25 protein-coding genes are annotated in these 26,102 nt (G+C 60.6%); 15 read left to right on the top strand and 10 right to left on the bottom strand.

The window, feature by feature from the left end; genetic code table 11:
- Positions 1 to 51 precede the first annotated feature (51 nt).
- From infB to HF931_RS03235, 9 genes are all read left to right on the top strand, one after another.
- Positions 52 to 2,607: a translation initiation factor IF-2 gene (gene infB / locus HF931_RS03275; protein ID WP_035548782.1), complete on the top strand. Its 2,556-nt coding sequence runs from the start codon at positions 52 to 54 to the stop codon at positions 2,605 to 2,607.
- 17 nt (positions 2,608 to 2,624) lie between these two features.
- Entirely contained in the window at positions 2,625 to 3,146 is a 522-nt protein-coding gene (locus HF931_RS03270) for a YcxB family protein (RefSeq protein ID WP_273010865.1), read from the top strand.
- Complete coding sequence (rbfA, locus tag HF931_RS03265; RefSeq protein WP_035548778.1) at positions 3,146 to 3,550, top strand: 30S ribosome-binding factor RbfA; 405 nt, start codon at positions 3,146 to 3,148, stop codon at positions 3,548 to 3,550. The genes HF931_RS03270 and rbfA overlap by 1 nt, the downstream gene beginning before the upstream one ends.
- 90 nt (positions 3,551 to 3,640) lie before the next feature.
- Positions 3,641 to 4,288 carry a DUF308 domain-containing protein gene (locus HF931_RS03260; RefSeq protein ID WP_273241856.1) on the top strand — a complete coding sequence of 216 codons (648 nt, stop codon included), beginning with the start codon at positions 3,641 to 3,643 and terminating at the stop codon, positions 4,286 to 4,288.
- Between the two features lie 133 nt (positions 4,289 to 4,421).
- Positions 4,422 to 5,363 (top strand): tRNA pseudouridine(55) synthase TruB, encoded by a 942-nt coding sequence (truB, locus tag HF931_RS03255; RefSeq protein WP_273241855.1) that lies wholly within the window; start codon positions 4,422 to 4,424, stop codon positions 5,361 to 5,363.
- A 223-nt stretch (positions 5,364 to 5,586) separates the two neighbouring features.
- On the top strand, positions 5,587 to 5,724 hold the full coding sequence (locus HF931_RS03250) for a hypothetical protein (protein WP_155841693.1): 138 nt from the start codon (positions 5,587 to 5,589) through the stop codon (positions 5,722 to 5,724).
- An 82-nt stretch (positions 5,725 to 5,806) separates the two neighbouring features.
- Positions 5,807 to 6,805 (top strand): aKG-HExxH-type peptide beta-hydroxylase, encoded by a 999-nt coding sequence (locus HF931_RS03245; RefSeq protein WP_273241854.1) that lies wholly within the window; start codon positions 5,807 to 5,809, stop codon positions 6,803 to 6,805.
- A 1-nt stretch (position 6,806) separates the two neighbouring features.
- The gene (locus tag HF931_RS03240; RefSeq protein ID WP_273241853.1) at positions 6,807 to 8,285 is read left to right on the top strand and encodes an oligosaccharide flippase family protein; all 1,479 of its coding nucleotides are present in this window, start codon (positions 6,807 to 6,809) and stop codon (positions 8,283 to 8,285) included.
- Positions 8,286 to 8,307: 22 nt separating this feature from the next.
- The gene (locus tag HF931_RS03235; protein ID WP_273241852.1) at positions 8,308 to 9,270 is read left to right on the top strand and encodes an ATP-grasp domain-containing protein; all 963 of its coding nucleotides are present in this window, start codon (positions 8,308 to 8,310) and stop codon (positions 9,268 to 9,270) included.
- Here HF931_RS03235 and HF931_RS03230 read toward each other — a convergent pair whose 3' ends face one another.
- The gene (locus HF931_RS03230; protein WP_273241851.1) at positions 9,271 to 10,461 is read right to left on the bottom strand and encodes a BaiN/RdsA family NAD(P)/FAD-dependent oxidoreductase; all 1,191 of its coding nucleotides are present in this window, start codon (positions 10,459 to 10,461) and stop codon (positions 9,271 to 9,273) included.
- 803 nt (positions 10,462 to 11,264) lie between these two features.
- Positions 11,265 to 11,759: a GNAT family N-acetyltransferase gene (locus HF931_RS03225; RefSeq protein WP_273241850.1), complete on the bottom strand. Its 495-nt coding sequence runs from the start codon at positions 11,757 to 11,759 to the stop codon at positions 11,265 to 11,267.
- A 164-nt stretch (positions 11,760 to 11,923) separates the two neighbouring features.
- On the opposite strand from HF931_RS03225, the gene HF931_RS03220 reads away from it, so the two are divergent.
- Positions 11,924 to 12,289, top strand: a complete 366-nt coding sequence (locus HF931_RS03220) for a GIY-YIG nuclease family protein (RefSeq protein WP_273241849.1) — start codon at positions 11,924 to 11,926, stop codon at positions 12,287 to 12,289.
- A gap of 207 nt (positions 12,290 to 12,496) precedes the next feature.
- Here the strand turns inward: HF931_RS03220 and HF931_RS03215 are convergent, their stop codons facing one another.
- Complete coding sequence (locus tag HF931_RS03215; RefSeq protein WP_035549325.1) at positions 12,497 to 13,732, bottom strand: argininosuccinate synthase; 1,236 nt, start codon at positions 13,730 to 13,732, stop codon at positions 12,497 to 12,499.
- A gap of 188 nt (positions 13,733 to 13,920) precedes the next feature.
- Here HF931_RS03215 and HF931_RS03210 point away from each other — a divergent pair, with 188 nt between their 5' ends.
- Positions 13,921 to 15,750: a coiled-coil domain-containing protein gene (locus HF931_RS03210; protein ID WP_273241848.1), complete on the top strand. Its 1,830-nt coding sequence runs from the start codon at positions 13,921 to 13,923 to the stop codon at positions 15,748 to 15,750.
- Here the strand turns inward: HF931_RS03210 and HF931_RS03205 are convergent.
- Positions 15,747 to 16,172, bottom strand: a complete 426-nt coding sequence (locus HF931_RS03205; protein ID WP_273241847.1) for a DUF4112 domain-containing protein — start codon at positions 16,170 to 16,172, stop codon at positions 15,747 to 15,749. The genes HF931_RS03210 and HF931_RS03205 overlap by 4 nt on opposite strands.
- Positions 16,173 to 16,246: 74 nt before the next feature.
- Between HF931_RS03205 and HF931_RS03200 the strand changes: the two genes are divergently transcribed.
- Together HF931_RS03200 and HF931_RS03195 are read left to right on the top strand one after the other, a co-directional pair.
- Entirely contained in the window at positions 16,247 to 16,603 is a 357-nt protein-coding gene (locus tag HF931_RS03200; protein ID WP_273241846.1) for a DUF952 domain-containing protein, read from the top strand.
- Entirely contained in the window at positions 16,590 to 17,642 is a 1,053-nt protein-coding gene (locus HF931_RS03195; protein ID WP_273241845.1) for a quinone-dependent dihydroorotate dehydrogenase, read from the top strand. Before HF931_RS03200 ends, HF931_RS03195 begins: the two co-directional genes overlap by 14 nt.
- On the opposite strand, the gene HF931_RS03190 is transcribed toward HF931_RS03195, so the two are convergent.
- The 4 genes from HF931_RS03190 to HF931_RS03175 form a co-directional block, all read right to left on the bottom strand.
- Positions 17,605 to 18,909 (bottom strand): MATE family efflux transporter, encoded by a 1,305-nt coding sequence (locus tag HF931_RS03190; protein WP_273241844.1) that lies wholly within the window; start codon positions 18,907 to 18,909, stop codon positions 17,605 to 17,607. The two genes, HF931_RS03195 and HF931_RS03190, sit on opposite strands and share 38 nt — an antisense overlap.
- 38 nt (positions 18,910 to 18,947) lie before the next feature.
- A complete protein-coding gene (locus HF931_RS03185; RefSeq protein WP_273241843.1) occupies positions 18,948 to 19,682 on the bottom strand; it encodes a phosphatase PAP2 family protein in 735 nt (244 codons plus the stop codon).
- 37 nt (positions 19,683 to 19,719) lie between these two features.
- Positions 19,720 to 20,361: a DUF937 domain-containing protein gene (locus HF931_RS03180; RefSeq protein WP_273241841.1), complete on the bottom strand. Its 642-nt coding sequence runs from the start codon at positions 20,359 to 20,361 to the stop codon at positions 19,720 to 19,722.
- A gap of 102 nt (positions 20,362 to 20,463) precedes the next feature.
- Positions 20,464 to 21,777 (bottom strand): dicarboxylate/amino acid:cation symporter, encoded by a 1,314-nt coding sequence (locus HF931_RS03175; RefSeq protein ID WP_273241840.1) that lies wholly within the window; start codon positions 21,775 to 21,777, stop codon positions 20,464 to 20,466.
- A 121-nt stretch (positions 21,778 to 21,898) separates the two neighbouring features.
- Between HF931_RS03175 and hrpB the strand changes: the two genes are divergently transcribed.
- Together hrpB and HF931_RS03165 are read left to right on the top strand one after the other, a co-directional pair.
- Positions 21,899 to 24,340 (top strand): ATP-dependent helicase HrpB, encoded by a 2,442-nt coding sequence (gene hrpB, locus HF931_RS03170; protein WP_273241839.1) that lies wholly within the window; start codon positions 21,899 to 21,901, stop codon positions 24,338 to 24,340.
- 56 nt (positions 24,341 to 24,396) lie between these two features.
- Entirely contained in the window at positions 24,397 to 24,867 is a 471-nt protein-coding gene (locus HF931_RS03165; RefSeq protein WP_273241838.1) for an OmpA family protein, read from the top strand.
- Positions 24,868 to 24,872: 5 nt separating this feature from the next.
- Here the strand turns inward: HF931_RS03165 and HF931_RS03160 are convergent, their stop codons facing one another.
- Complete coding sequence (locus tag HF931_RS03160; RefSeq protein WP_035549387.1) at positions 24,873 to 25,301, bottom strand: hypothetical protein; 429 nt, start codon at positions 25,299 to 25,301, stop codon at positions 24,873 to 24,875.
- A gap of 49 nt (positions 25,302 to 25,350) precedes the next feature.
- The gene (locus tag HF931_RS03155) at positions 25,351 to 26,010 is read right to left on the bottom strand and encodes a pseudouridine synthase (protein ID WP_273241837.1); all 660 of its coding nucleotides are present in this window, start codon (positions 26,008 to 26,010) and stop codon (positions 25,351 to 25,353) included.
- Positions 26,011 to 26,102: the final 92 nt, after the last annotated feature.

Raw genomic sequence — 26,102 nt, 5'->3', positions numbered from 1 at the left:
AAGCCGAAGTGCATTGGCGCACATCGGCAAGAAACGTGGTATGAAGAACGTATGAGCGATACGAAAGACACTGGTGGTAATACGGGCGGACGCAAGCCGCTCACCGTTTCTCGGAAATCTTCCGGTACGGTGAAGCAGAGCTTCAGTCATGGCCGCTCCAAGCAGGTGGTTGTTGAAACCAAGAAACGTCGGTCAGTTGGGCCGAGCGGTTCGTCTGCTGCGCCAGCAGGGGATACCTCGAAAGCGAAACCGTCTGCGGACTCGATGGAAGCGCGCCTGATCGCAACAGCCAAGAAACTTGGCATTACGGTCAACGAGCTGAAAGCTCGTCAGAAAGCGCTCTATGAGCGCAAGCAGGAAGAAGCCGCGCGCGCCAAGGAAGAAGAGAACCAGAAAGCAGCGCAAGATCGCCTGCGCTCCGAACAGGAGAAAAAGCTTCAGGAAGCCAAGGAACGCGAAGAGGCCGAAGCCCGTCGCAAGGCCGAAGAAGAAGCCCGTAAGGTTGAGGAAGCTGCTGCCAAGGAACGTGCCGAACGGTCACAGAAGACTCGCACCAAGGCTGATGCGTCGCCAGCGGCTGCACAACCGGTTGAAGAGGCGCCAAGCCGTGCCAAACGTGGCAAGTCTGGCCGCGACGATCGGGATCGCTCCGGTCGGGATTCTCAGGGCCGTGGCTCACGCGGCGGTGGTGGCGGTGAGCGTCGCCGCGGCAAGCTGACCATCTCTTCCGCTTTGGGCGATGATGCGGATCGTCAGCGTTCGCTGGCATCGGTTCGCCGCGCGCGGGAACGCGAGCGTGAGCGCCGCACCGGCGGTAACGACCAGCGTGAGAAAGTCTCGATTGAGGTCACTCTGCCAGAGACCATTACATTGCAGGATCTTGCCCAGCGGATGAATGAGCGCGTCGCTGACGTCGTGAAGTTCATGATCCAGCAGGGCGAGATGCTCCGTGGAAACGACATCATCGACGCTGACACGGCAGAACTGATCGCCGAGGAATTTGGCCACACGGTGAAGCGCGTCTCCGAATCCGACGTTGAAATCGGCCTGGAAGGCGCTGAGGATGATCCAAAGGATCTGAAGCCACGCGCGCCGATCGTGACGATCATGGGCCACGTTGACCACGGCAAGACCTCGCTTCTGGATGCCCTTCGCAAGACGGACGTTGTGTCCGGCGAGGCTGGCGGCATTACCCAGCACATCGGTGCGTACCAGGTGAAACTGAAATCTGGCGAACGGATTACGTTCCTTGATACGCCTGGCCACGCGGCCTTTACCGCCATGCGCGCACGCGGCGCCACGGCGACAGATATTGCTATCCTTGTGGTCGCGGCAGATGACTCCGTGATGCCGCAGACGATCGAGTCCATCAATCACGCCAAGGCGGCGGGTGTTCCGATCATCGTTGCGGTGAACAAATCCGACCTGCCGGATGCCAACCCGGACAAGGTGCTGACCGATCTTCTGCAACATGATGTTCAGGTCGAAAGCATGGGCGGCGAAACCCAGTCCGTGAAGGTGTCTGCGCTGACGGGTGAAGGTCTGGACGCGCTGACGGATGCTATTTCTCTGCAAGCCGAACTTCTCGAATTGAAAGCCAATCCAAGCCGTCCGGCAGACGGATCCGTGATTGAAAGCCAACTCGACAAGGGCCGTGGTCCGGTTGCCACCGTGCTGGTTAAACGCGGCACGCTCAAGCGCGGCGACATCGTCGTAGCTGGCGCTCAGTGGGGCAAGGTCCGCGCTCTGGTCGACGAGCGCGGTCAACAACTCAAGGAGGCTGGTCCAGCCCTTCCGGTCGAGGTGCTCGGTCTGGATGGCGCGCCGGAGCCTGGTGATGAGTTTGTTGTTGTCGACAGTGAAGCGCGTGCTCGGGAAGTTACCGAGTACCGCGTGCGCCAGAAGCGCCAGGTTGCTGGTAAGGCCGGCGCGGCAGCGCGCGCGTCGCTCGATCAATTGCTCAGCAAGCTGAAGGATGGCTCGGTTGAGACTTCCGAGCTGCCAGTTGTCGTCAAGGGTGATGTTCAAGGCTCAGTCGAGGCGATCAGCCAGTCTCTGGACAAGCTTTCAACTGAAGAAGTGCGTGCACGAGTCATTCATGGCGCGGTTGGCGGTATTTCGGAAAGCGACGTTCTTCTCGCCCAGTCGTCTGAAGCGCCAATCTTTGCCTTCAACGTGCGTGCCAACAAGCAAGCACGAGATCTGGCGGAGAAAGAAGGCGTTGAGATCCGCTACTATTCCGTGATCTACGATCTGATTGACGACGTGAAGGCAACCCTGTCGGGCATGCTCGCACCGGAGAAACGCGAAACCTTCATCGGTTACGCCGAAATCCTCGAAGTGTTCAACATCACGAAGGTCGGCAAGGTCGCTGGCTGTCGTATCAGCGAAGGCAAGGTTCTTCGTGGTTGCGGTGTACGCCTGCTGCGCGACGACGTTGTGATCCATGAAGGCAATCTGAAGACGCTGAAGCGCTTCAAGGACGAAGTGAACGAGGTGAACGCCGGAATGGAATGCGGCATGGCGTTTGAGCGCTATGATGATATTCGCCCTGGCGACAAGATCGAGTGCTTCCAGGTTGAAGAGATCGCCAGGTCGCTCGACTAGGACGGCGGTGAAGGCCCGTGTCTGACAAGATCTCCGGCTTTCTGGACGAAAAAGACCAGAAGCGCCTGATCCGTCTTTCCAGACGCGGGACGGTCGGTCCGACTGCCATTTATTATGCGGGCGTTACGGCGCCAATCATTTCTGCCAGCATGTCGGTGATGGTGCGCAATGCGATAGAGATGGTGGGCCTGAGCGCCTATTGGCAATGGTTCTTGTCCGCGCTCGTGGCGGCCCTTGCCGGGATATCATGGTATCTGATCTTCATTCGATGGTCGTATCGGTCGCCAAGGGACGTTGTGGGCGATGGCAGAGCGGAGATGGACGTCCAGCTGCTGGAGGAGCGCATGCAAGTGCGTCGCGGTGGCGTAGAAATTCGGATCGACTGGGCAAACGTAGTGTCGGTCAAAACCCGCCGAGGATATACGACCGTTGAAGTGCAGGGGGCAGAGCCCTTGCTGATCCCGGACGCGTGGTTCGATAAAGATAGAGTGGCGCGCAAACAGTTTGTTGAGCGTCTGAAACAGAAAGCAGGTGTCTGATGGCACGTAAAACAAATGCTCCTGGACTTCCCAGTCAACGCCAATTGCGTGCAGGCGAACTGATCCGGCATGCCGTGTCGGATATCCTTGCGCGGGAAGACTTGCGTGATCCGGATCTTGTCGGCGTCATCGTGACGGTCGGGGAGGTGCGATGTTCTCCTGATTTGCGCCATGCCAATATTTTCGTTTCCCCACTGGGCGACGATAGCGAAGCCGGGCGCGGCAAACTGGCCGAAGCTCTAAATCGCGCAGCGGGTTTCTTGCGCGGGCGCCTCGGCCGCGAGATTGACATGAAGTTCACGCCTCAACTGCATTTCATCGCAGACAAATCCTACGATGAGGCCACCGCAATCGACCGCTTGCTGGCAGATCCTCGCGTAAGGCGAGATCTCGATCCGGAATGACAGTCGAATCTACGCCTCTGGACAGGTTGTAAGTTGACTCACTCAGTACGTGCTGCGAGCGTTTTCTGAGCTTAATCAAGGGCAAGCGTGATGGACCGTCAGACCTTGGACATGGAAGGCGCGCGGCGTGGTGAAATCACGTCAGCGTCTCTGCAGCTCGGCGATGATACGATTGCTATTCAGCGCATCGCGACGATGTCTGTGGAATCTATGGAATTTGCGCCTTGGGATACGGAAACGAACCGGCGCACGAAGAGCCTCTACGCATCGTTCTTTGTGATCAGCCTGTTCTTTGGTCTGCTCGCGCTTGCATGGGGAGGTTTGTTTCCCGGTAGCGGCTCCAGCCTAATCGCGCTGATCGTCGGATGCGTGCTGACCCTGCTTGCGGTGATCCTTGGTGTTCGCGCTGCAATGTTCGCGCGCCGGATGAAGAAGCGGCAGCCCTACTATCGGCTCGTGATTGGCGCATCCGACGGGCGACAGATTCCCCTGGTGGATGACAATCGCGCTGTACTGCTGCGCATTCGCGACATTGTGCGACACAAGATGGATTCCGGTGACCGGGAGGTTCAAGGCGATTTCGATCTGGACCTGGATCTCGTGAACATCAGCAAGCCAAACGAGACGCGCGAGCCTACCTCCGAGGTGCCGTCGTCAGAAGAGACGGAAGGCTCGTCAAAGGCTGAAGCTGAAGTTCTGTTTGACGAGCCATCAGGTGATCTGCGCAGCGTAACCTGATCCGCGACATTTCGGGCTGACCCTCTCGCCTTGACGGGTTTGACCCCGCTTCGTATGGCCCCGCCTTAATCTCAATCTCTCTCCGCCGTCCGCGTTCGAACCGCCGGGCCGCGCAATCTGAAAGTCTCGTATCTTGGCCCGTCAAAGAAAACGCAAAGGCGACCCGGTCACCGGGTGGCTGAACCTTTTCAAACCAGTCGACATCACCTCCACCCAAGCGGTGGCCATCCTCAAGAAAAAGTACAACGCCCAAAAAGTCGGACACGGCGGGACGCTCGATCCACTGGCTGATGGCATTCTGCCGATAGCATTCGGGGAAGCGACCAAAACCGTGCAGTGGGCAATGGACGCCCGGAAAGAATATGTCTTCACCATTCGCTGGGGCGTATCAACCGAGAGCCAGGATGCCGAAGGAGACGTCACGGGAACGTCTGACGCTCGTCCCACACGGCAGCAAGTCGAAGAGTTGCTGAAAGGCTATATCGGTACAATCGAACAGGTTCCGCCGCGGTTTTCAGCGATCAAGGTAGATGGCCAACGCGCCTATGACCTCGCGCGGGAAGGCGAGGAGTTTGAATTGACCTCACGCGAAGTGGATGTCTTTACAGCTGATGTCATTGGTATGCCTGACGCAGACCATACCGTTATTCACGTCACGTCTGGCAAAGGCTTTTACGTACGTGCCATGGCACGGGATCTCGCGTTTGATCTTGAATGCGAAGGTCATATCAGCCAGCTGCGCCGTACGCGGGTCGGACAGTTCGGTGCAGCAACAGCGATACCCTTGTCGCGCATCGAGGAAACAGAAGATCCTGAGACATTGATGGGCTTTCTGCAGCCAATCCATGCTGTGCTTGAAGGTGTGCCAAGTGTGGACATCACGCGCGAAGAAGCCGGTCATATTAGACATGGCCGCTCCATTGTTTTGCTCCCGCATCTCATCGAGGCTTGGCAGGCACAGAAATCAGAAGACCCCGAAGATCGGTCTGCAATCGCGGTGTGCGAGGGCAAGGCGGTTGCATTGGGGGAAATTCGGGCCGGTCAATTCGAGCCAGGCCGGGTTTTCATGTCCTGATTTGGGCCTGCGGAATTAATCCAAGCCTAGAGTGTATTCGACTTTTCCGGACGCCAGGCTCGGCAATCTCCCTGCCGACGCTTGATTTTCCTCGCCCAATCGTGCGTTGGGCGAAGTCGCGCGAATGGAAATTCGCGAATTAGTAGAATCAGATCGGAAACTTGCATGGAATCTGCAAGATGGTTGGCACCGCCAATGGTGGTGGGACTCTAGGGAGTAGAAAATGAACCTTAAGACTGAAATGCTGCTTGGCTTCAGCAATCGTCGTGACGAGAAAAACGACACGATGGTCGGCTGCAAGGGCGGCGGTCGTCGCAATAAAAAGCGCGGCGGTAAGAAGTTCTTCTTCAAGTTCTGGTAGTTTTCCGGAACGAACATTGGTGCACTGCCTGTTCGCAGGCGGTGCACACCTCACTCTGATCCGCAGGACGGGAGATGCAAGCATGGCGCAGTTCCGGTTTATTCCACACAAGGCAGATGCGATCAGAACCAATCAGGCCATGCATGAGGGCTTGTTCGAAAGCCTTGAACATATTGCGGATGTTCTGAAATCCGAGGATCCAGAACTATCCCGGCACCTGAAAAATTGGACACAATCAGCCAAGTCAGGAATGCGAGTTCCCGCGGCGGTGTTTGGCGCATATTACGATGCAGTTGAGGCATTGCAGGCAACGGATATAGACACAGCGTCTGAACTTGTGAAGCGTATTGCCTCATCGGAATGCCTACCTGAAAAAACTCGGATTACGGTGCTTGGTCGCGATCATTCAGAGACCGACACACGCCGGATTGAGCGCTTCATGGGCGCACCTGAAACAGGCGCAGCGGGCGTAACCCAGCCAGATCGCGTTCTGGCGAGCCAGTTCGAAACAAAGCTATCCGCGGCAATCGACTGGATCCAGATTCACGTTCCTGAGCTTCATGATGAAATGAACGCCTTGCTTGGCGAACTTATCCTCGTTGGCCCCGCAGAAGGCGCGCTCGAATTCGAGGGAGGGACGTGCTTTCGCCTGTGGGGCGCGGTTGCACTCAACGCAGAGCGTAAGGCGTCTGTTGCTGATTTGATCGTCACATTGGCGCATGAAGAGGGCCATGCCGCTCTGTTCGGCGCCTGCACGCGTGAGATGCTCGTCGAGAATCCGGACTCGGAGCTATATTGGTCGCCAATCAGAAAGACCGAGCGACCTCTGGAGGGAATCTTCCATGCGTCGTTTGTCTCGGCAAGAATGGTCTGGGTGATCGGGAAAATGCTTGAGACGGGCGACTTTGGCTGGCTGGAACGCCGTCGGTTGAAGAAAATTCTCAAGGAAGCTCACGCGATTCAGCAAGACTCGGCAGAGATTGTGCAGCGAGAGGGCCGTTTGACAGAAACGGGCCGGGCTGTCCTTGAAGCCATGACGGGGTTCATGGATGGGTTGGGCCGGGCGTTGAAGCCCGTCTGACATGAGCACGTCTCAAATCATTCGACGCGCCATTCGAAATCTCGTCTGGATGTTCGCGCACTCTTGGGCCTCGGCCGTATTTGGCCTTGTAACGTTCGCTGTCATGGCGCGAATACTGGGCCCGGAGCCCTACGGCATCATGGCCTTGGCCGCGTTGGTCTTCGGAGTTGCGGGTGTATTCGTCGGGGCCCCCCTTACCGAAAGCATTCAGCAGAGAGACGAGATAACGAACGTACACCTTGATACGACATTCTGGTTGAATTCAGGGCTTACCTTGCTTTTCGCAGTCGTGATCGCCCTGCTCGCAGAGCCAATCTCCGCGCTGATAGGTGCGCCAGCGGTGGCGGAGGTTTTGCCCGCGCTTAGCGTGATCATGCTTTTCAGTAGCCTCGAAGGCGTGCCGGGCGCGCTATTGCAGCGAGAACTCGAGAACGACAAACTGGTCTGGATCGAGACTGCATCTGAACTTCTGACAACGGGCTTGGCTCTCGTTCTGGCCCTTCTCGGCTTTGGTGTTTGGTCGCTGGTGATTTCCATGGCAGCGGGCACGCTCATTTCGGTCGCAGGGTGTTTCTATGCGTCGAAATGGCGGCCGGGATTTTCGGTTAGCGCGACTGCTTTCCGGGAGCTGTTCGCGTTCAATCGCGATACGGTGGGAACCTATTTCCTGGGCTATGTGGACGATGCCATCCCGCGTTTCCTGTTGAGCCTCGTTGGGGGAGAGCGGGCCGTAGGCCTGCTGTCTATCGCGGGTACAATCTCCGGAAGCCTGACAGGCCTCCTGATGGGGCCATTCAACGAAATCGCGATGAATGTGGTTGCGCGTCTGCAGTCCAGTCGGAAGACAGTTCACGAATTGCTCGACCGCGTATTCGCAATGACGACCGCAGTGATTTATCCGGCGACATTGGGACTGGCTATTGTGTCGCCACTCTTGATCCCGCTCGTTATCGGGGACGAGTGGATAGCGGCGGTGGTGCCGTTGCAGATTTTCCTGGTGCTTGGAATTCGGGATGCAACAGGCACGTTCAACATCGCCATTCTCAGAGGGGTGGGAGACAGCCGGTCTCCCCTGATCATCCTGTCGCTCGGAATCCTGTTTCTCTTCATTCTGGCGCCTTTGCTCTTGCCGTACGGAGTTGCAGGGATCGCGACTTTGATCGCTTTGCGTACATTCCTGACATGGCCGGTGTCGGCATGGTTGGTTCAGAAGGCGGCTGGGTATTCTGCAATTCGCCAGATTGTAATTGGATGGCGCGCGCTTATCGCTTCTCTTGGAATGGTCGCGATCGTGTTGCTGGTAAATTTCTATATGCCAACCCAGTGGTCTGAAATTGCACGCGCAGCGGTAATGATCATTTCAGGCATACTTTCTTATACTGGCCTCATGTTCGTGGTTGGAGCCGGGCAGGTTCGTGAAATCCGCGATGGGATAGGCTGGTTCCGCGATCATCATGACGGCGCAGTCGAGCCCGTCTAGGGGGACTGCAAGAGGGACGCGTATGATCTGTTTTGTGACGTCGGGTTGGCATAAATATGCGGTCAGGGAGCTTCGCGACGTTCCGGGAATGCCGAAGGTCGACTTGCTCTCGTACAATCAGATGTTCCGGTCCAAATCCCTGCGCAGAGCAACTTATGTGTTCACGGATTTCGACCGGCTCGATTTCTGGCAAAGGGAGCTTGCAGCCAAAGCATTCCGGTGCCTGTCAGACGCGGGTGTTCGGGTTCTGAACGATCCGGCTACGGCCTTGACGCGGCTTCCCTTATTGAAGGTCTTGAACCGTACGGGCTTGAACAGTTTTGCCGTCTGGGATGCCGAAACCGACCCTCTGCCTGACCGATACCCGGTCTTCCTGCGCACGCGCTCTGCACATCGCGGAACGCAGACCGAACTGCTCGGAAATGCAGAGCAGGCCAGTATGGCGCTGGAGCGTCTGGTTGCGTCAGGCCTTTGCAAGTCAGACCTGATGTTTGTTGAGTATTGCGCGGAACCGATCAAGGACGGCTTGTTTCGCAAGCTGGCGGCCTATTGTGTGGATGGACAAATTGTCACCGGCATGTCGGTGCATGACGAGAGCTGGCATGCAAAGTTTGGCAAGGAAGGGGCGGCGGATGCCGAATTGTATCAGGACGAATACGAAGCCGTTCGAGATAACTGCTATTGTGACGCGCTCAAGAAACATTTTGATGCGGCGGGAATTTCATACGGGCGGGCGGATTTCACGCTTGTTAGAGGCCGGGTGGAGGTTTACGAGATCAACACCAATCCGAACAATTCCCGGATTCTGGACCATCCGTATTCCATACGTGTTGAAACAGATGCCCTGTTCCATCAGCGCCTTGCTGAGGCGATGCAGGCAATAGATACGCCTATTGGCGGCAAGCCCGTTCCGCTGGACCATCCGGACCTTGTTTCTCAACGCAAGCGGGACTGGCTGCTGCCGCGTCCGCGCTGGACCCCCTGATCAGGCAAGGGCGGCGGCGTGGGCGCTCGCCCAGGCCCATTGGAAATTGTATCCCCCAAGCCAGCCAGTGACATCGACACATTCGCCAATGAAGTAGAGCCCCGGCACGTGCCGGCTTTCCATTGTTTTCTGGTCGAGGCCATCGGTTGAGATGCCGCCCACGGTGACTTCGGCGGTGCGATATCCTTCGGTGCCCATCGGGGTGACGCGCCAATCCTTCAGGAACGCTGCGAACTTGTCGATGGCGGCGTGGGAAAGGTCCGCCAGCCGGGCATCTTGCGCGATGGGACCGACCTCTGCGAGAAGTGCCGCGAGCCGAGCAGGGACGTGCGCTTCCAGCGCTTTCACAAAACTCTGTTTCGGGCTGTCCTGCTTTGCGGCGCGCAGGGCGGCGTTCATGTCTTCCGAGGTCTGAAGGCAGAGGGAGAGGGGGTCTCCACTTGTCCAGTAAGAGGAGGTTTGCAGGGCGGCCGGGCCGGAGAGGCCGCGATGGGTGAACAGCAAGTCTTCCTCGAACCGTGCGCCGGGCACGGAGGCGATGACAGGCGCGGCAACGCCAGAAATCGCGGCGAATTTCTCGCCCAGCTCACCCGAAAACGTGAACGGCACAAGGCCGGGGCGCGTTTCGACAATGTCATGGCCGAACTGGCGGGCAATGTCATAGGCGAGGCCAGTCGCGCCCATTTTCGGAATGGAGAGCCCACCCGTGGCAATGACCAGACGCTGCCCGCTCACCCCGCCAGAGCTGGTTTCCACGAGGAAATGGCCGTCCTGGTGGGTGACGCCGGAAATCTCCGTAGACAGGCGAATTTCGGCGCTGCCCTTTTCGCATTCGTCCAGCAACATCTGGATGATCGCGCCGGATTTCTGGTCACAGAATAGCTGCCCTTTGTGTTTCTCCGTATAGGTCAGGCCGTGGGCGGCCATGAGAGAGATGAAATCCCAGGGCGTGTAGCGCGCAAGCGCCGATTTCGCAAAATGCAGATTCTGCCCCAGAAACCGGTCTGCCCGGGTTTCCAGATTGGTGAAATTACACCGGCCTCCGCCCGAAATCCGCACCTTGTCAGCGGGGCGTTTCGCGTGGTCCAGCACCAACACGCGCCGCCCGCGCTGGCCGGCAAGGCCCGCATGGAACAGGCCGGCCGCCCCCGCGCCAAGCACGATCGTATCAAACTGGTTTGCGTCGCTCATCTGCGCGCTTTAGCGCGTTCCGCCGGTTGCGACCATGCCTGATGGCGTGCGCACGTCTTGTCCTTTCGCTTCCAGCACAAACATCCGGACTGGCGCACGCCATCCGGGTATCCCATGTTCCCGGCCCCTGATGGAACCGACAGCGCGGCGGGCGCCGTGGCGCTCCGCCTGATGGTTTGTAGTGGCTACGGAATGGAGCGTTACCGCCCGCCGCGCCGGACAGGGTCTTCAGCGGACACCTCGAAAGGGCCCAAGGTCCCGGGTCTTCGTTACCGGCGCCGCGCGAACACTGCCTCCGTGCTTTTCACACGAAAGGCGCATCCGGGGAGGCCTGACTCCCGTGCGTCCGGACGAGGCGGATTCCCAACTTGCCTTCGCAAGCTCACCCTGGCCTGACCTGCCTAGGGCGTTGCGGGACCGTACACCTCCCGCAAAGCCCATCCTGTCCCTGACCCCACAACCAGAACGGCACCTGATCCGGCTCCCGTGAGGGCAGGAGGGAAGTATGGGGCGGGAGGCTATCAGACGGATTGGGGGAGGTGCACAGGCCGCCTTCCCGGCGCATGCGGCGCATGCCGGGGTCTCCCGCCGTTAGGGCGCGGAGCCAGCCGCAGGAGACTCCGGCGCCCTGCGCCCCACGCTTGGGCCTGCTACGGGGCGAACGCAGTGCGTTCGCTTTATCCCTCCGCAGCGCCGGAGATACGGAGAGAGGAGAGTTTGTCATCCCGGAAAGCGCCTCGCGCTTATCCGGGACCCATATATTTGCTCACGCAATTTCCGGGATCACGGGAAGGGGCGGGCGTCTATACCGGCCTTGCATAATAGGCGACGGCGTAGTCCGGCCTGTAGCGCTTCTCGCCGACACGCGCGAAGCCCATGCGGGCGTGGAATTTGTGCGATCCCGGATTGTCCGGGTCTGTGTTCACTTCCGCGCCGAGCCATTGGCGGCCCTTGGCGATCTCGAAGGCGGCTTCATACAGGCGCTGGCCGAGGCCCTGTCCGCGCGCGGCCCCTGATATTGCGATGCGGTCGACATAGAGCAAATCGCAGGCTTGCTCCACCTGCCACGCTTCGAACCAGCGCAGATTTGCGCTGTCATAGGCCAGCGTGCCGGGCTCGATCAAAGTAATGAAGCCGAGCGGCGCGCCGCCCTCATCTGTCGCAACAAGACAGGTGGACAGATCAATCCAGCGCTTCAGGCCCTCAGCCGAGTCCTCATGCCCCACACCGGGGGTCGAGGCCTGGTTGATGGCGTAGAGAGCCGGGAGGTCTGATTGGGTGTAGGGACGGATGGGCATATTCGGGGATGTGGCGCATAGGCCGGGGATTGGCAACAGATTGTGCCACAAGCACCGATCTCATCCTGAGCGAAGTCGAAGGATGGCGTGGCTAGGAACCGCAACCTCCGCAAGCCCACGCCCAATCCTTCGACTTCGCTCAGGATGAGCGCTAAGGTAGAGCCATGCAATTCTGGGTCTATCTTCTGCAATGTGCTGATGGGAAATACTATGTCGGCTCCCATCGCGGTGACGATGTAGAGGCGCGCGTGTGGGAACACAATGAGGGTGTTAATCCCAAAGCATTCACGTTCTCGCGTCGTCCGGTGAAACTGCTCTGGTGCGGGGCGTTTGCCGATCCCGCAGAGATGGTCAGTTTCGAGCGGCAGATGAAAGGCTGGACGCGCGCCAAGAAGGAAGCCTTTGTGCGGGGAGATTGGGAGGGGCTGAAGGCGTTGTCGAAATCGCGGACTGCTCCGCCTGTTCGGGAAAGGGGCCGGTTCTACAAACTGACGCATCCGGGCGGGCCGAAGGACGGAAACTCATCCTGAGCCAATCGCTAAACTCAATCCGCCCCCTGACCAGACTCATCCTGAGCGAAGTCGAAGGATGATTTGGCTTGGAGCTGCATCTTCCTCAAGCCCGCGCTCGTGCTTCGACTTCGCTCAGCATGAGCGCTTTTGGAGAGTGTGACGCCGGATGCTGGCAAAAAATCGTCGCGAGAGCGTGTGCAGAGAACGTATCGCAAAGATGGCCGACTAATTCTTCCCGAACTTCCGGTCCCGTCCGGCCAGCAGGCGCAGGCGCAGTGCGTTCAGCTTGATGAAGCCTTCGGCGTCTTTCTGGTCATAGGCGCCGTGGTCGTCTTCGAAGGTGACGATGTCTTCCCGGTACAGAGAATAGGGGCTGGAGCGGCCGGTGAGGTAGGCCTGGCCCTTGTAGAGTTTCAGCGTCACTTCGCCGGTCACCCAGCGCTGGGAATGGTCGATGGCGGCCTGCAGCATTTCGCGCTCCGGGCTCCACCAGAAGCCATTATAGATCAGCTCCGCATAGCGCGGCATCAGCTCGTCTTTCAAATGGGCGGCGCCCTTGTCGAGCGTGGCCTGTTCGATGCCGCGATGCGCCGTCAGCAGGATGGTGCCGCCGGGCGTTTCATAGATGCCGCGGGACTTCATGCCGACAAAGCGGTTTTCGAGGAGGTCGAGCCGGCCAATGCCGTGCTTCTTGCCATAGGCGTTCAGCGCGGTGAGCAGCGTGGCTGGGGACATTTCCTCGCCATTGATCGCAATGGCGTCGCCGCGCTCAAAGCCGATGGTGATGGTCTCGGGCTCGTCCGGGGCGTCTTCCGGGCTGATCGTCCGCATGTGGACAAATTCCGGCGCAGGCTCTGCCGGGTCTTCCAGAACCTTGCCTTCGGAGGAGGAGTGCAGCAGGTTCGCGTCGACGGAGAAGGGGGCCTCGCCGCGCTTGTCCTTGGTGATCTCGATGCCGTGCTGCTCAGCGAAGGCGAGCAAATCCGTGCGGGATTTGAAACTCCAGTCCCGCCACGGAGCGATGACCTTGATGTCGGGGTTCAGGCCGTAATAGCCAAGCTCGAAGCGGACCTGGTCATTGCCCTTGCCGGTTGCGCCATGACAGACAGCGTCGGCGCCGACCATGTCGGCAATCTCGATCTGGCGCTTGGAGATCAGCGGACGGGCAATGGAGGTGCCGAGCAGGTAGACGCCCTCATAGACGGCGTTGGCGCGGAACATGGGGAAGACGAAGTCGCGGACGAATTCCTCGCGCACGTCTTCGATGAAAATGTTCTCCGGCTTCACCCCGGCGGCGAGCGCCTTGGCGCGGGCGGGCTCAAGCTCTTCGCCCTGTCCGAGGTCTGCGGTGAAGGTGACGACTTCTGCGCCGAATTCCGTCTGCAGCCATTTCAGGATGATCGACGTGTCCAGTCCGCCGGAATAGGCGAGTACGACTTTTTTCGGAGCGGAAACGGACATGTCTTTGTACCTTCTATGGGGGCGCAGGGGTTGCGGGGATGCAATAGGAGTGAATGCCCGCGCTGACAAGCGGGGCAGTGGACCAGAATCCAACAAGAGTCTTCGCGGAAGGGATAGTTTGCACGTGGTTAACGCGATATACTGGCCGCGTTAAGGATAAGGTAGGCAGCTGGGGGTTAGATAGGGTCATGCTTGATATGCACCTGACAGATAGGCGCGAGCCTGTTGCGATCCTTCCCGAAAGCCTCCGCCGTGCCGTTCTGGACACGGTTCATGACCGCGCCGACGCCTCGCGCCCGGCCGTGAATGAAGTATCGTTCCGCGACCGGCTGGAAGCGCGCCGGCCGGTGCGGCCCCAGTCAACGCTGGCCATTGCCTCTGGTGTGCACCATCCGAATGTTGCGCGGGATGTGGCGCGTCGCCGGGCACAGCCTGTGCGGGCTTCGCGGCCAAAGCGCCCGATCGGGGCAGGGGTGGAGCCGCTGGCAGAGCGCACGCCGCTGATGGCGCGGGCCATGTCTTCCATGAGTGGGGCCCTGCCGGCGATCACCCTGTCCAATGGGCTGACGCTGGGCGGCGGTGACGGTGATGATGCCTCTGGCATGAGCGCGCGTTTGTCCAAGCTTTCACAACTCGCCTTTGCGGGCCTTGCCGTGCTCGGCTTTGCCAGCTTGTCCTTCATGGCGGCGGACAATGCGCTGACCGATACGAGCGGCAGCGATGGCGACGAAGAGGGCGACGCAGCAGAAATGCGCGCGGCGCTCGAGGCAGCGACCAGTCAGCGGATTACCTCCAGCCAGGCATCTGCGCTGGCGATGGCAACGGCGTCCGAACCGGCAGGCATGGCGACCAAGCCGTGGTTTGATTACAAGGCGATCGCGTTCGACATTGCCGCGCGCAACGAAAAGCATGTCGAGGCCCAGCGCGCTGCAGACGCCGCCGCTTCTGCGGAGGCAGAGCGCCGCGCCGCTGCCGCGATTGCCGAGGTCGAGGCTCAGCAACTGGCGGAAGAGCAACGCCTCGCCCGCTTGGCGGAAGCGACACGCCTGGCCGATGCAGAGGCCCAAAAGCGTCGTCTGGCTGAGGAAGAGGCTGCCCGTGTCGCGCGGATGGAAGCGATCCGTCAGGCCGAGCTGGAAGCGGAACGCGAGGCCGCAGCCCGCGCCGAGGCAACCCGTCTGGCCGAGCTGGAAGCCCGCCGACTGGCCCAGGCTGAGCGGGAAGCCATGCGCCTTGCCAATCTGGAGGCCGACCGTATGGCCGAAGCACGCCGGATTGCGGCGGCTGAAGTACAGGCTCTGCGTGGCGAAGTGCAGTATGTTTCGATGGCGAGCGCGGTGAGCCTGTCTGCCGAGCCATTGACGCCGCCCTTGCCAACCGTGAAGCCGCTCGTCCGGAAAGCGCCAGCCAAGGCCGCTGCACCCGTGTCGAACTGGGCCGCCTATACAGGCCCGATGCCCACGACCGCGTCCCTGAAGCCCTCAAAGCCACTCGTTCTCGTGGCGCAGACCCCGGTTCAGCGCACTGCGCCAGCGGCGCTGAAGCCGAACGCGGCCCATGTGCGCACCTTCAAGAAGCCGGTTCCGGTCCAGCAGGCGTCGCAAAATGTCGAGGCATTCATGGCGGAGCGCATCCAGCGCACCAGTGACGCGCCCTTTGCCGATCATCTGCTGGCAACCTTGCAAGCAGATTTCCTGTCGATCGTGAATACGGCGCAGGATGGCGAGACCCGCGAGCTGGCCTTGCCGAATGGCGGCGTGGTTCAGATCATGGTCGAGCAGACGACGATGCGCGAAGCGAGCCGCCCTGTCTTGAAGACCGTGAACTATTCGGTGAGCGAGTATAGCGCCGTACAGCGTACGGTGTCGGCTCAAGTCGAGCGCAGCGTGATGCTTACCTGCCGGGATATTTCCTATGTCATTCCGGGCAAGGAGCGTGGCCGGTTTGCCGCCTGCGAATCCGGCAAGGGCGAATGGTTGATCTCGCGCGCCAGCGACAAGGCCGATTCCAGCATCTAGGCGTTTGCCCTGGCCATTTTCTTCTGATGGCGCCGCGCGCGTTTGACGAGGTGTTTCTCGACCACGCGGAAATTCTTGCGGTGGGACCGAAAGAAGAAGTCGAAGACATCCCCCGCCAGAGGGACCGACCCAAGCAGCGTGTCAAAGACCAGATTCCAGACGATGTGAATATGCGCCGTGATGGGCAGTTTGTGGCGCGCCGCTGTGCCGAGGGCGTAAAGGCCCGCGACACCGGTGACCGCATCGCCCGCCACAGGCACAAGGCCGAGCACGGAGTCGAGCCCGAACGGAACGCCGGCAATCCTGAAGCGCGTGTCCATCAGGTCTGAAAACCGGTCAAACCCGGCAATCGCCTCTGCCACGGTCTGGCCATCAGGCAGGTAGAGGGTTTCGGCTTCTTCCTGAGTAATGTGGGTTGGCATGATGTGTGTCCCCAATTCCTTTCCAACAGTGACCCGATATTGCGCCCGGCGTCAAAGCCTGCTGAATGGCGCGTATGGATGACGCATATGTCTACAAGCTTCTGACCGACGACCAGTGGCGTGCCGCTGAGGCCAGCGGTGTGACCGATGTGCCGCTCGACCGGGAGGATGGCTATGTCCATCTTTCCACGGTGAAACAAGTAGGCGAGACGGCGGCAAAATATTTTTCCGGTCTTCAGAATGTGCGGCTTGTCCGCTTTCCAGTTGACCGGCTGCCACCGCTCAAATGGGAAACGAGCCGGGGCGGACAATTGTTCCCGCACCTGTATACGCGCCTGCAAATTGCGAAGGCCGATGCGGTCTGGCGCCTGGCCTGTGGGACAGATGGAGCGCCAGTGATGCCAGAGGAATTGAATCATGAGCCTGACTGATCTTGGCGTTGCCGCCATCAAGATGCTGCCCCCTGAAGCGGCGCATACTGCTACGATCCGCCTGCTGAAGGCGCGTCTGGGCGTGCCGATCAACCCGCCAGCGGCGCACGCAACGCTGGCAGTTACGCTGCCAAAATCCGGCCTCTCTCTGAACAGTCCGGTTGGGCTGGCCGCAGGCTTTGACAAGAATTGCGATGTGCCAACGGCGATGGCGAAGTATGGTTTTGGTTTTGTGGAGTGCGGAACAGTGACGCCGCGTCCTCAGCCGGGCAATCCGAAGCCGCGGCTGTTCCGCCTGACGGAAGACAGGGCCGTGATCAACCGGATGGGCTTCAACAATGAAGGGCTCGACAATTTCGTGTCGAACTTGCAGGCCTATACAGGGTCTGTGCCCCTCGGCGCGAATGTCGGGGCAAACAAGGATAGCGAAGATCGTGTTGCGGATTATGTGAGGGGCGTCGAAGCGGTTGCGCCCCATGCGGACTATATCACGATCAATATTTCGTCGCCGAACACGCCCGGCCTGCGCGGGCTTCAGGACAAGGCGTCGCTTGAGGCACTGCTGACAGCGTGCGGCGCGGCGGAGCGCAATGGCAAGCCGGTGTTTCTAAAGGTTGCGCCGGATCTGGATGCTGAGGCGATTGCGGATATTTGCGGTGTGGTGCGTGGCCCTGGCGCATGGTTGTCAGGCCTGATTGTGTCCAACACGACGCTGGCGCGGCCTGACAGCTTGCAATGCGCTGACAAGGACCAGGCTGGCGGCCTGTCGGGCGCGCCGTTGATGGATCCGTCTACAGATGTGTTGGCGGCATTTGCGCGCGAATTGAATGGCGCGTTTGACCTGATCGGGGCGGGGGGGATCGCCAGCGGCGCTGATGCTTACCGCAAGATCCGCGCGGGCGCGCACGCGGTACAGTTTTATTCCGCGATGGTTTATGAAGGGCCGGGCCTTGCTGAGCAGATCAACAAGGATCTTGTTCACCTGCTGCAGGCCGATGGGTTCAAGTCTCTGGCTGAGGCGGTCGGGAAAGACCTTTGAACAGGCCGGGCACATAGATGCCCAGTGCCGCAGCGCGGAACACATACATCAGCAGGAACGCGCCCCAGACGCCGGTATTGCCATAGGCCGGGCGCAGCAACAGGTCTGCAAACAGATAGAACGCCGCAGAGATGACGCCCGCATTGCGCAGGGCGCGGCCTTGCGTCGTGCCAAGGAATAATCCGTCGAGCTGCCAGGCGGCAATGCCGAGAAATGGTACGGCCGCGCACCAGGGAAGGTAGGCCAGTGCGGCGGCCTGCGCCTCCGGATCGCGGATGAAGGTTTGCAATACCCAGCCGCCGCCGAAGAAGTAGAGCAGGGAGATCGCCGCGCCCGCGATGAGGGCGAATTCGGTCGTCAGCCGCATGGCGCGGGTGAGCCGTTTGCCATCCCGTGCGCCATAGGCTTCGCCGGCTTCCTTTTCCGCGACAAAGGCAAACCCGTCGAGCACGAAGGCCGCAACGGTGATGAATTGCAACAGGACTTCATTGCCAGCAGTAACTGCGGTAGAAATCAGCGTGCCGGACCGGACGAACCAGGCAAAGCAGAAGACGAGGGCCAGTGTGCGGATCATGATGTCGCGATTGGCCGCGAACAGTGCGGCGAGTTTCGCCCGGTCGATCAGGCGAGCATGGCCGCGAAAGGCGGGCGCGACCAGAATGAGACCGAAGCCGAGCGATATCCATTCGGCGATAGCGGTGCCTGCGCCGATGCCTGCCGGGCCGCTGTCCAGTCCGGCCACGAACCATGCATCCAGCCCGGCATTCACGCCATTGAGGACAATCTGGAAGGCGAGCATCTGTCCGGTCTTGCCCGTGCCGAGCATCCAGCCGGTAACGGCAAGGCCCATGAGGTAGGCGGGCGCCCCCCAGATGCGCGCATCAAAGTAGCCTTTGGCAAGCGTCTCGACCGTTTCCGTGCCTTCGAAGGCCGCGAATGTGCCGATCTTCAGCAGGGGAGAAAGCAACACCAAGGCCAGGCCAATGGCGCCGCCCAGCATCAGGGCGCGCAGCAGGATCGCGCGCGATTCTGCCGTATCGCCCTGACCATTGGCTTGCGCCGTGAGGCCGGTCGTGGACATCCGCAAGAAGCCGAAGCCCCAATAGATGAAACTATAGGCCACCGCCGCGATCGCGACGGCTGCGAGATCTGCCTTGTCTCCGAACCGGCCCATGATGGCGGTGTCGACCACGCCCGTCGTGGCGGTCGCGGCCTGCGCCAGGATGATTGGCACGGCGAGAGAGAAGACTTTTCCGCGGGTCAGCATTCCGGCTCGCTTAGCCTGAATGCCGGTCCGGGGCGAGCCTACTCACTGTGAAGGGCTGTGTAGAGATCGCGTGCTTCGGGAAGGGCAACCAACAGGTAGAGCGGGAAGGCCGCGGTGATCAGGATGAGGACAAACGGCACGAACTTCGCCGCATCGGGCAGGCGGGCCTCCTCATGCCGGATAGAGATGATCGTCAGCATCAGCCCCGCAAGGCCAAGGCCGGCCAGCGTGTCGCTTGGCCAATGTGCGCCAAGATAGACGCGGGACAGGGCGATCATGATGGCGAGGAGTGCAAACGCCGCGGCGATCAGCCGACCAGGTAGCTTGCGGAAGACAGCCAGGGAGAGCAAGGCCAGCGCGCCATAGATGAGGGCGGAGTTCGTCGCGTGCCCGCTGGGAAAGCTGAAGGATTCGACACCGCCATAAAGGTCCACGGTCGGGCGGGGACGGGCGATCGTGACTTTCAGCACTTTCACGATGAGGGGCATCAGCGAGAATGCGACGCCGAACAGGATCGCCTCGCGCCAGGCCTTCGCGATGAGGAGTGCGCCAATCGTGACGATACTGACAAAGATGAGGAAGCGGCTGTCGCCGAGCGCCGTGACGGCCAGCATCAGCAGGTTCAGAGACTCGCTGCGCAGGGCGGGAATGGCATCCGTTATGGCGCGATCAAATGCGTCGAGAGGCCAGAGACCGGCCTCGCCCAAGGCGAGACCGGCAAACAGGATCAGGCTGAGACCGGCGCACAGCCATTGTGTTCGGGATACATGCATGGGGGTTCAATGCCCCATGCCATGCCCGGTTCCAAGCCTATTGGCGTTTCATCACCATCTGGAAAATGTCGTCCATTGCGTTGCCGTCGCCATCAGCGTCGAGCAAGCCACCAAGCATGCCCATCGCGCCGGACTGGGATGGGGCTTTGGAGCCGCCGCCAAGAAGCCCACCGAGCATGCCGCCAAGTCCGGATTGGCCAGGCTGTGGCTGCTGCCCACTGAGCATTCCCGCCAAGGCGCCGCCGAGGTCTGACTGTTTGGTCTGTTTCGACAGGGAGGCCATCGCCATCGACGCCACCATTGGCAGGATGGATTTCAGGACCTGTTCGCTGAGTCCGGTTTTCTGGGCGGCCTGGGCCGCGACGGCGCGGCTTGTATCCTTGGAACCGAGCAAATGGCCGAGAATGGCATTCCCGTCCGCGATAGAGTCTGCCGTGCCGAGCGTTTCCGGCTGGTCGAGATACTGCTCGTGCTGTCCATTTTGCAGCGCGCCGAGCAAGGATTGCAGGCCGCCGGGTTGTTGCACATTTCGCTGAAGACCGCCGGCAATCGCTGGCAGCAGTGCCTTGATCGCCGCTTGCGCCATGTCTGGCTGCAGCCCTGTTTGCTGACCCACTTGCTGCACGGCAGCGCCATTATTGGTTTGCGTCAGCATGTCGAAAAGATTGATTCCAGCCATTCCCACCTCCGTTTGGCTTAACATGGGTTAGGGGTAACAATCGTTTGTTGAACCGAATATGACTATCTGCCCAGAAATGGCAGTTCGCCAAAGTGGCCGGGATCAAACCGGGTCGCGCGCGCGGAAGATCTCTTCGTCCAGCTCGCCTTCCCATTTCGCCACCGCAGTGGCGACCGTCAGGTCTCCGGTCACATTGGTCACCGTGCGCATCATGTCCAGGATGCGGTCGAACGGGAAGAGAACGGCAATGACGACGACAATCTGTTCCGGCGTTGCGCCAATAACGCTGAGCGTCGTTGCGGCGAGGAACAGGCTGACAGACGGGATACCTGCCGTGCCGATGGAAACCAGCGTCGCCATCAGAATGATGGTCAGATACATGCCGGCCGTCATGGGTGTGCCCATGGCCTGTGCGGCGAACAAGGCAATCACACCCTGATACAGCGCTGTACCGTCCATATTGATGGTCGCGCCCAGCGGCAGGACTGACGAGGCAACCGGCTTGCCGATGCCGAGGTTTTCCCGCGCGCAGGAGATCGTCATGGGCAGTGTGGCATTGGAGGATGAGGTCGAGAAGGCCACGGCCTGTGCGTCCACTGCGCCGCGGAAGAAAGGGATAAGTGGCAGGCGCAAGCCGCCCCGAATGACCAGGCCATATGTGATCAGAATGTGCAGGATACAGGCGAGATAATGCGTCAGGGTCAGCTTGCCGAGGAAGACGAGAATGTCCAGGCCGCGCTCGCCGAGTACCCATGCCATCAGGGCGAAAACCCCAAATGGCGCGGTTTCCATGACGATCAGCGTCAGCTTCATTACGGCTTCAGCGGCACTATTGATGACATTGGCGAGTGGCTTGCCGGCCTCGCCCGTCATCAGGATGCCGATTCCCAGCATGATTGCGAAAAAGATGATTTGCAGCACGTCGCCATTCGTCAGCGCAGCGACCGGATTGGTCGGGATGATGGAGAGCAGTGTGTTCATCAATTGCTCGCCGACGCTGCCCGGCTGCGGGTTGGCATCAAGGCGTGCCTTGGCTTCTGCGATATCGGAGGCCGAGGCGATGGACAGATCAAAACCTGCGCCGGGCTGGATCAGCGTCCCCATGAGGAGGCCGAAACTCACCGCAACGATCGTGGTCCCCATATACATGAGCAGGGCGCGTCCGCCGAGGCTGCCCAGCTTCTTCGGATCCCCCATGGCAAGCACGCCGGACAGGAGCGTCGTGAAGATCAGCGGAACGACCAGCATCTTGATCAGATTGATGAACGCGTCACCGATTGGCTTGGCCCAGGCGGTGACATTGGCGCTGGCGGCTTCGGGGCCGAGGCCATAGCGAAGGCCGAGACCAACTGCGGCGCCGAGCACGAGCCCCGCGATCACGCGTTTCCAGAGATCAATGCCAAACCACCATTTCATGAGCGCTGCCTCCTGCCCCGATTAGCGCCAGACGGTAGGCCGCACCGCTGACGAAAGCAATTGCGGCCCGGCGCATTCCTGCAGCTTGCCAGCCAGATGGCGAAGCGCCTATCAGGCTGGGGTGAGTGCGACGCGTCCATCCCTTCCGATTGATGATGTGCTGGCCGAGATCTGTTCCGGCCTTGGCGCAGATTCGCGGCTTGTGCTTGCAGCGCCGCCCGGAGCGGGCAAGACGACGCGGGTGCCTCTGGCGCTGGCGGGATTGTTGGGCGACGCGGCGGTGATCGAGGGCAAGATCATCATGCTGGAGCCACGGCGCATCGCCGCGCGAATGGCCGCGCAACAGATGGCAAAGTCTCTGGGGGAGAAACTCGGTCAGTCGGTCGGCCTGACAACGCGTGTGGACCGCAAGGTGTCAGATGCGACGCGGGTGGAAGTCATCACCGATGGCCTGTTTACACGGCGTATTCTGTCAGATCCAGAACTGACCGGAATCGGCGCAGTCATCTTTGACGAGTTCCATGAGCGCAGGCTGAATTCGGATTTGGGACTGACGTTGGCGATGGAAGCGCAGGGTGCACTTCGGGATGATCTCAAGCTGCTGATCATGTCCGCCACGCTCGATACAGAAAAAGTATCCAGCATCTTGGGTGCTCCGGTGGTTGAGAGCCAGGGGCGGCAATATCCGGTCGAGACGCGCTATCTGGGCCGGTCGCAGGACCGGGTTGAGGATCGGATGGCGTCAGTCGTTCGCAAGGCGTTGCGCGAGGAAGAGGGGTCTATCCTCGCTTTCCTGCCGGGCGCGCGGGAAATCCAGCGTACGGCGGAGCAGTTGGAGCGTGTGCCGGACAACGTACGGGTTGCGCCGCTTTTCGGAGCGCTCAGCCCTGCCGAACAGGACGCGGCTGTTTCCCCGGCACCGGACGGGATGCGGAAAGTGGTACTCGCGACCGATATCGCCGAAAGCGCGCTGACCATAGAAGGCGTTCGGATCGTGATAGATTCCGGGCTGTCGCGCGCCGCTGAAGATGCCGCTGGGGGGCTTGGCACGCGCCTGTCGACCGTGAAGGCATCCCGCGCGTCAGTTGATCAACGGCGAGGCCGGGCGGGGCGATTGTCGCCGGGTGTATGTTACCGCCTGTGGGACGAGGCGGCGACACGGGGCCTGATGCCTGCGCCGGTGCCGGAGATCTTGAAGAGTGATCTGTCTGGCCTCGTGCTGGCGCTGGCGGAATGGGGCGAGCGGGACGCAACGCGCCTGACCTGGATGGACGCGCCGCCAGCTGGGCGGTTGAAGGCTGCGCAAGCCTTGCTGACGACGTTGGGCGCAATTGATCAGGATGGCGCGCTGACAGCGCTGGGTTCGGAAATGGCGCGGCTGCCCTTGCCGCCTCGGCTTGGGGCACTGGTGGCCGGTGCGCCCACGCCACAGGAACGCGCCTTGGCGGCGGAGATCGCGGCGCTCGCCGGGGAGCGGGGCATGGGTGGCAACTCACCCGATCTGCGCGACCGGTTGGCCGGATTCCGCAGGGATGGCTCGGCAAGGGCGCGCAGCCTGAAGGCGCAGGCGAAGGCTTGGGGGAAGGGGGCTGCGCCCGACGGGAATCTGGCGAGTTTGCTGGCACGCGCCTGGCCGGACCAGATCGCCCGCAAACGCCCCGGAAGCACAAGCGGTTATCTGATGGCCTCTGGCCGCGCGGCCATGTTGCCGGAGACCGAAGCGCTGGCGAAACAGGACTGGCTGGTGATCGCTGATCTCGGCGGCGCTGCGAAAGAGGCGCGCATCTCATTGGCGGCCCCGATATCTGAGGCAGACGCGTTGGAAATTGGTGGCGTTGTGTCTGAAGACCGGGCGAGCTTTGACCCGAAAACCGGAAAGTTCAAGGCCAGGAGGGTGAAGGCGCTGGGTGCGATTGTCCTGTCGGAAAGTCCGCTTCCAAAGCCGAGCGCTGCTGTGGCCGCGCGGGCCATGCTGGATGCGATCCGCGAAGGGGGCTTTGCCGCAATTGGTGCGGACGATGTGGTGCGCGAGACGCTGGCGCGCATCACAATGCTGGAAAGCGCAGACTGTATTGCGCCGGTGGCCCTTGATGCGGAGGCCTTAATCGCCAGTGCCGGAGATTGGCTGCTGCCACTGTTGAACCGCAAGGGCGCGCAGGTGCCGGCTGGGCATGAGGTACGCGAGGCATTGATCGCATCGCTCGACTGGCCGGTTCAGGAGGCGCTGCGCAAGGATGCGCCGCTCAGCCTGTCATTGCCGTCCGGCCAGACGGCGCAGGTCGACTATCTGGATGATCGTGCGCCGCTGGTCTCGGCGCGGGCGCAGGCCTTCTTTGGACTGAGTTTGCATCCGAAACTGGCCGCCGAACGGGTGCCCGTGACCGTGGAAATGCTCTCGCCAGGTATGAAACCTGTGGCCACCACACAGGACCTCGGACGGTTCTGGGGGGCGGGGTATCTGGACATGGCGAAGGACATGCGCGGGCGGTATCCGAAGCATGACTGGCCGGCCGATCCGGCCAATGCCAAGGCCCATGAAGGGCGCACGAAGAAAAGATTGTGAGGAACCGGGCTGCGAAAGTGACGTTTCTATTGGCGTAGTCACCAACGGAGACAAAGATGAAAATCGCCAGCCTGACCTTTATGTCCGCCGCTATGACGGCCCTGGCGGCTCATGCAGACTTGCCAGCGCCACCGCAGGAGCCGGTCACTTACGACCCGGCCCCGGCCGCCTGTGCGACAGAGGAATTCACGATCTACTTCGAGCGCGGTGTCACCCAGCTTGGAGATCAGGCTGAAGCGGTTCTCGATGCAGTTGCGGCGGATTCCGCCCAGTGTGAGTATTTCCGGATCGAAGTCGCCGGTCATGCCGATGCAACCGGCCCGGAGGACCTGAACGAGAAGGTTTCAGAGGACCGCGCCGAATCCGTCACAGCCGCGCTTGAGGCGCGCGATATCTCAGCGGAGCAGATCGCCATCATGCCGAAAGGCCAGGCGCGTGCTTATGCAGCGAACGGATTGATCGAGCCGTTGAACCGGAAGGCGACCGTGCGCCTGGTGCCAGTGGCCTCGCAATCACGCGACTCCTGATTGGATCAATGCGGGCGGCTCGATGGCGGGTCGCCCCATTCCATGCCCATATTCTTTTTCATCCAGTCGCCAAACGTTGCAGGCTTTTCCAGATTCTTCGGATCAAGAGAGCCAAACGCAACCAGCGGTCCGTCACGCCCTTCGAGGCGAACGCCCTTTACGCGCTGGGTGCCGTCGGTCCAGTCGGCATGGGTGGAGGTGTCGAGCAGCAACATGACTTGTTCCCCACCGCGCCCTTCCACATCCCGTCCGAATACGAGCCCGTAGACTTTTTCGCGCCCGAACAGGCCGTGGCTGGAGGCTTGGCGTTTTCCATCAAGCAGAACTTCATCCCACAACAGATTGCGGCGCCATTGGAGGACATGCATCTTGTCGTCCTTGACGATCTTGATGTCGACATGGTGCAGCGACAGACGAACAATTTCAGCGTGCATCGTGGAATCTCCCATTATCGAAAAACGATAATTCCTTGCAGGCGGTCCGTCAAGGCAGATTGAAAGGACAGGAAGATTGAAACCGCATGGGGGATCCAGACTGCGGATGGGTGAAGGCTAATTCCGCCGCGTGCAGATGCAGCCGTGTGGCAATCTTTTCGGCTTCATCGTGGGCGTACAGCTCATCGCCCAGGATTGGGTGACCGAGTTCGGCCATGTGAACGCGAAGCTGGTGGGAGCGCCCGGTGAGTGGGGTCAGGCTCATGCGGCTGGCGACCGCACTGGATTGGGAGATCACGTACCGGGTCTGGCTGGGCTTGCCGATTTCTCGGTCGACTTTCTGCCGGGGTCGGTTTGGCCAGTCAGTGATCAGGGGGAGATCAACGAGGCCATGCTGGGAATCGGGCCGGCCCCAGACATCTGCGATGTAGGTTTTCTCCACGCGGCCAGCCTCAAACTGGCGCGACAATTCCCTCTGCGCATCTTTTGACCGCGCGAACAGCAATAGACCGCTCGTAGACATGTCCAGGCGGTGGACGGTGAGCGCATCTGGCCAAGCTTTCTGGATGCGGGTTATGGCGCAGTCGGCTTTTTCCGGCCCACGCCCCGGCACAGACAGAAGCCCTGACGGTTTGTCGATGACGATCAGCCAGTCGTCTGTGTGAACAATTTCGGGATCATCCGGGGGAGGGACGTATTTATGAACCAAACCAATCCTGTTCTTTCGGAACCAGTCCCACCCAAGCACGTTTGCAGGAGGACGCCTTCTCTCTGGGGGCTGACTGATAAAGGAGTTACGGA

This window comes from Hyphomonas atlantica corrig., from assembly GCF_017795365.1.
GTDB classification, from domain to species: domain Bacteria; phylum Pseudomonadota; class Alphaproteobacteria; order Caulobacterales; family Hyphomonadaceae; genus Hyphomonas; species Hyphomonas atlantica.
This window is presented reverse-complemented; position numbering and strand designations above follow the sequence as displayed.

Excerpts from the sequence above, each read along its gene's own strand:
- infB (WP_035548782.1), top strand. The coding sequence starts at position 52 with ATGAGCGATACGAAAGACACTGGTGGTAATACGGGCGGACGCAAGCCG.
- rbfA (WP_035548778.1), top strand. The coding sequence starts at position 3,146 with ATGGCACGTAAAACAAATGCTCCTGGACTTCCCAGTCAACGCCAATTG.
- HF931_RS03260 (WP_273241856.1), top strand. The coding sequence starts at position 3,641 with ATGGACCGTCAGACCTTGGACATGGAAGGCGCGCGGCGTGGTGAAATC.
- HF931_RS03250 (WP_155841693.1), top strand. The coding sequence starts at position 5,587 with ATGAACCTTAAGACTGAAATGCTGCTTGGCTTCAGCAATCGTCGTGAC.
- HF931_RS03245 (WP_273241854.1), top strand. The coding sequence starts at position 5,807 with ATGGCGCAGTTCCGGTTTATTCCACACAAGGCAGATGCGATCAGAACC.
- HF931_RS03240 (WP_273241853.1), top strand. The coding sequence starts at position 6,807 with ATGAGCACGTCTCAAATCATTCGACGCGCCATTCGAAATCTCGTCTGG.
- HF931_RS03235 (WP_273241852.1), top strand. The coding sequence starts at position 8,308 with ATGATCTGTTTTGTGACGTCGGGTTGGCATAAATATGCGGTCAGGGAG.
- HF931_RS03230 (WP_273241851.1), bottom strand. The coding sequence starts at position 10,461 with ATGAGCGACGCAAACCAGTTTGATACGATCGTGCTTGGCGCGGGGGCG.
- HF931_RS03225 (WP_273241850.1), bottom strand. The coding sequence starts at position 11,759 with ATGCCCATCCGTCCCTACACCCAATCAGACCTCCCGGCTCTCTACGCC.
- HF931_RS03220 (WP_273241849.1), top strand. The coding sequence starts at position 11,924 with ATGCAATTCTGGGTCTATCTTCTGCAATGTGCTGATGGGAAATACTAT.
- HF931_RS03215 (WP_035549325.1), bottom strand. The coding sequence starts at position 13,732 with ATGTCCGTTTCCGCTCCGAAAAAAGTCGTACTCGCCTATTCCGGCGGA.
- HF931_RS03210 (WP_273241848.1), top strand. The coding sequence starts at position 13,921 with ATGCTTGATATGCACCTGACAGATAGGCGCGAGCCTGTTGCGATCCTT.
- HF931_RS03205 (WP_273241847.1), bottom strand. The coding sequence starts at position 16,172 with ATGCCAACCCACATTACTCAGGAAGAAGCCGAAACCCTCTACCTGCCT.
- HF931_RS03200 (WP_273241846.1), top strand. The coding sequence starts at position 16,247 with ATGGATGACGCATATGTCTACAAGCTTCTGACCGACGACCAGTGGCGT.
- HF931_RS03195 (WP_273241845.1), top strand. The coding sequence starts at position 16,590 with ATGAGCCTGACTGATCTTGGCGTTGCCGCCATCAAGATGCTGCCCCCT.
- HF931_RS03190 (WP_273241844.1), bottom strand. The coding sequence starts at position 18,909 with ATGCTGACCCGCGGAAAAGTCTTCTCTCTCGCCGTGCCAATCATCCTG.
- HF931_RS03185 (WP_273241843.1), bottom strand. The coding sequence starts at position 19,682 with ATGCATGTATCCCGAACACAATGGCTGTGCGCCGGTCTCAGCCTGATC.
- HF931_RS03180 (WP_273241841.1), bottom strand. The coding sequence starts at position 20,361 with ATGGCTGGAATCAATCTTTTCGACATGCTGACGCAAACCAATAATGGC.
- HF931_RS03175 (WP_273241840.1), bottom strand. The coding sequence starts at position 21,777 with ATGAAATGGTGGTTTGGCATTGATCTCTGGAAACGCGTGATCGCGGGG.
- HF931_RS03165 (WP_273241838.1), top strand. The coding sequence starts at position 24,397 with ATGAAAATCGCCAGCCTGACCTTTATGTCCGCCGCTATGACGGCCCTG.
- HF931_RS03160 (WP_035549387.1), bottom strand. The coding sequence starts at position 25,301 with ATGCACGCTGAAATTGTTCGTCTGTCGCTGCACCATGTCGACATCAAG.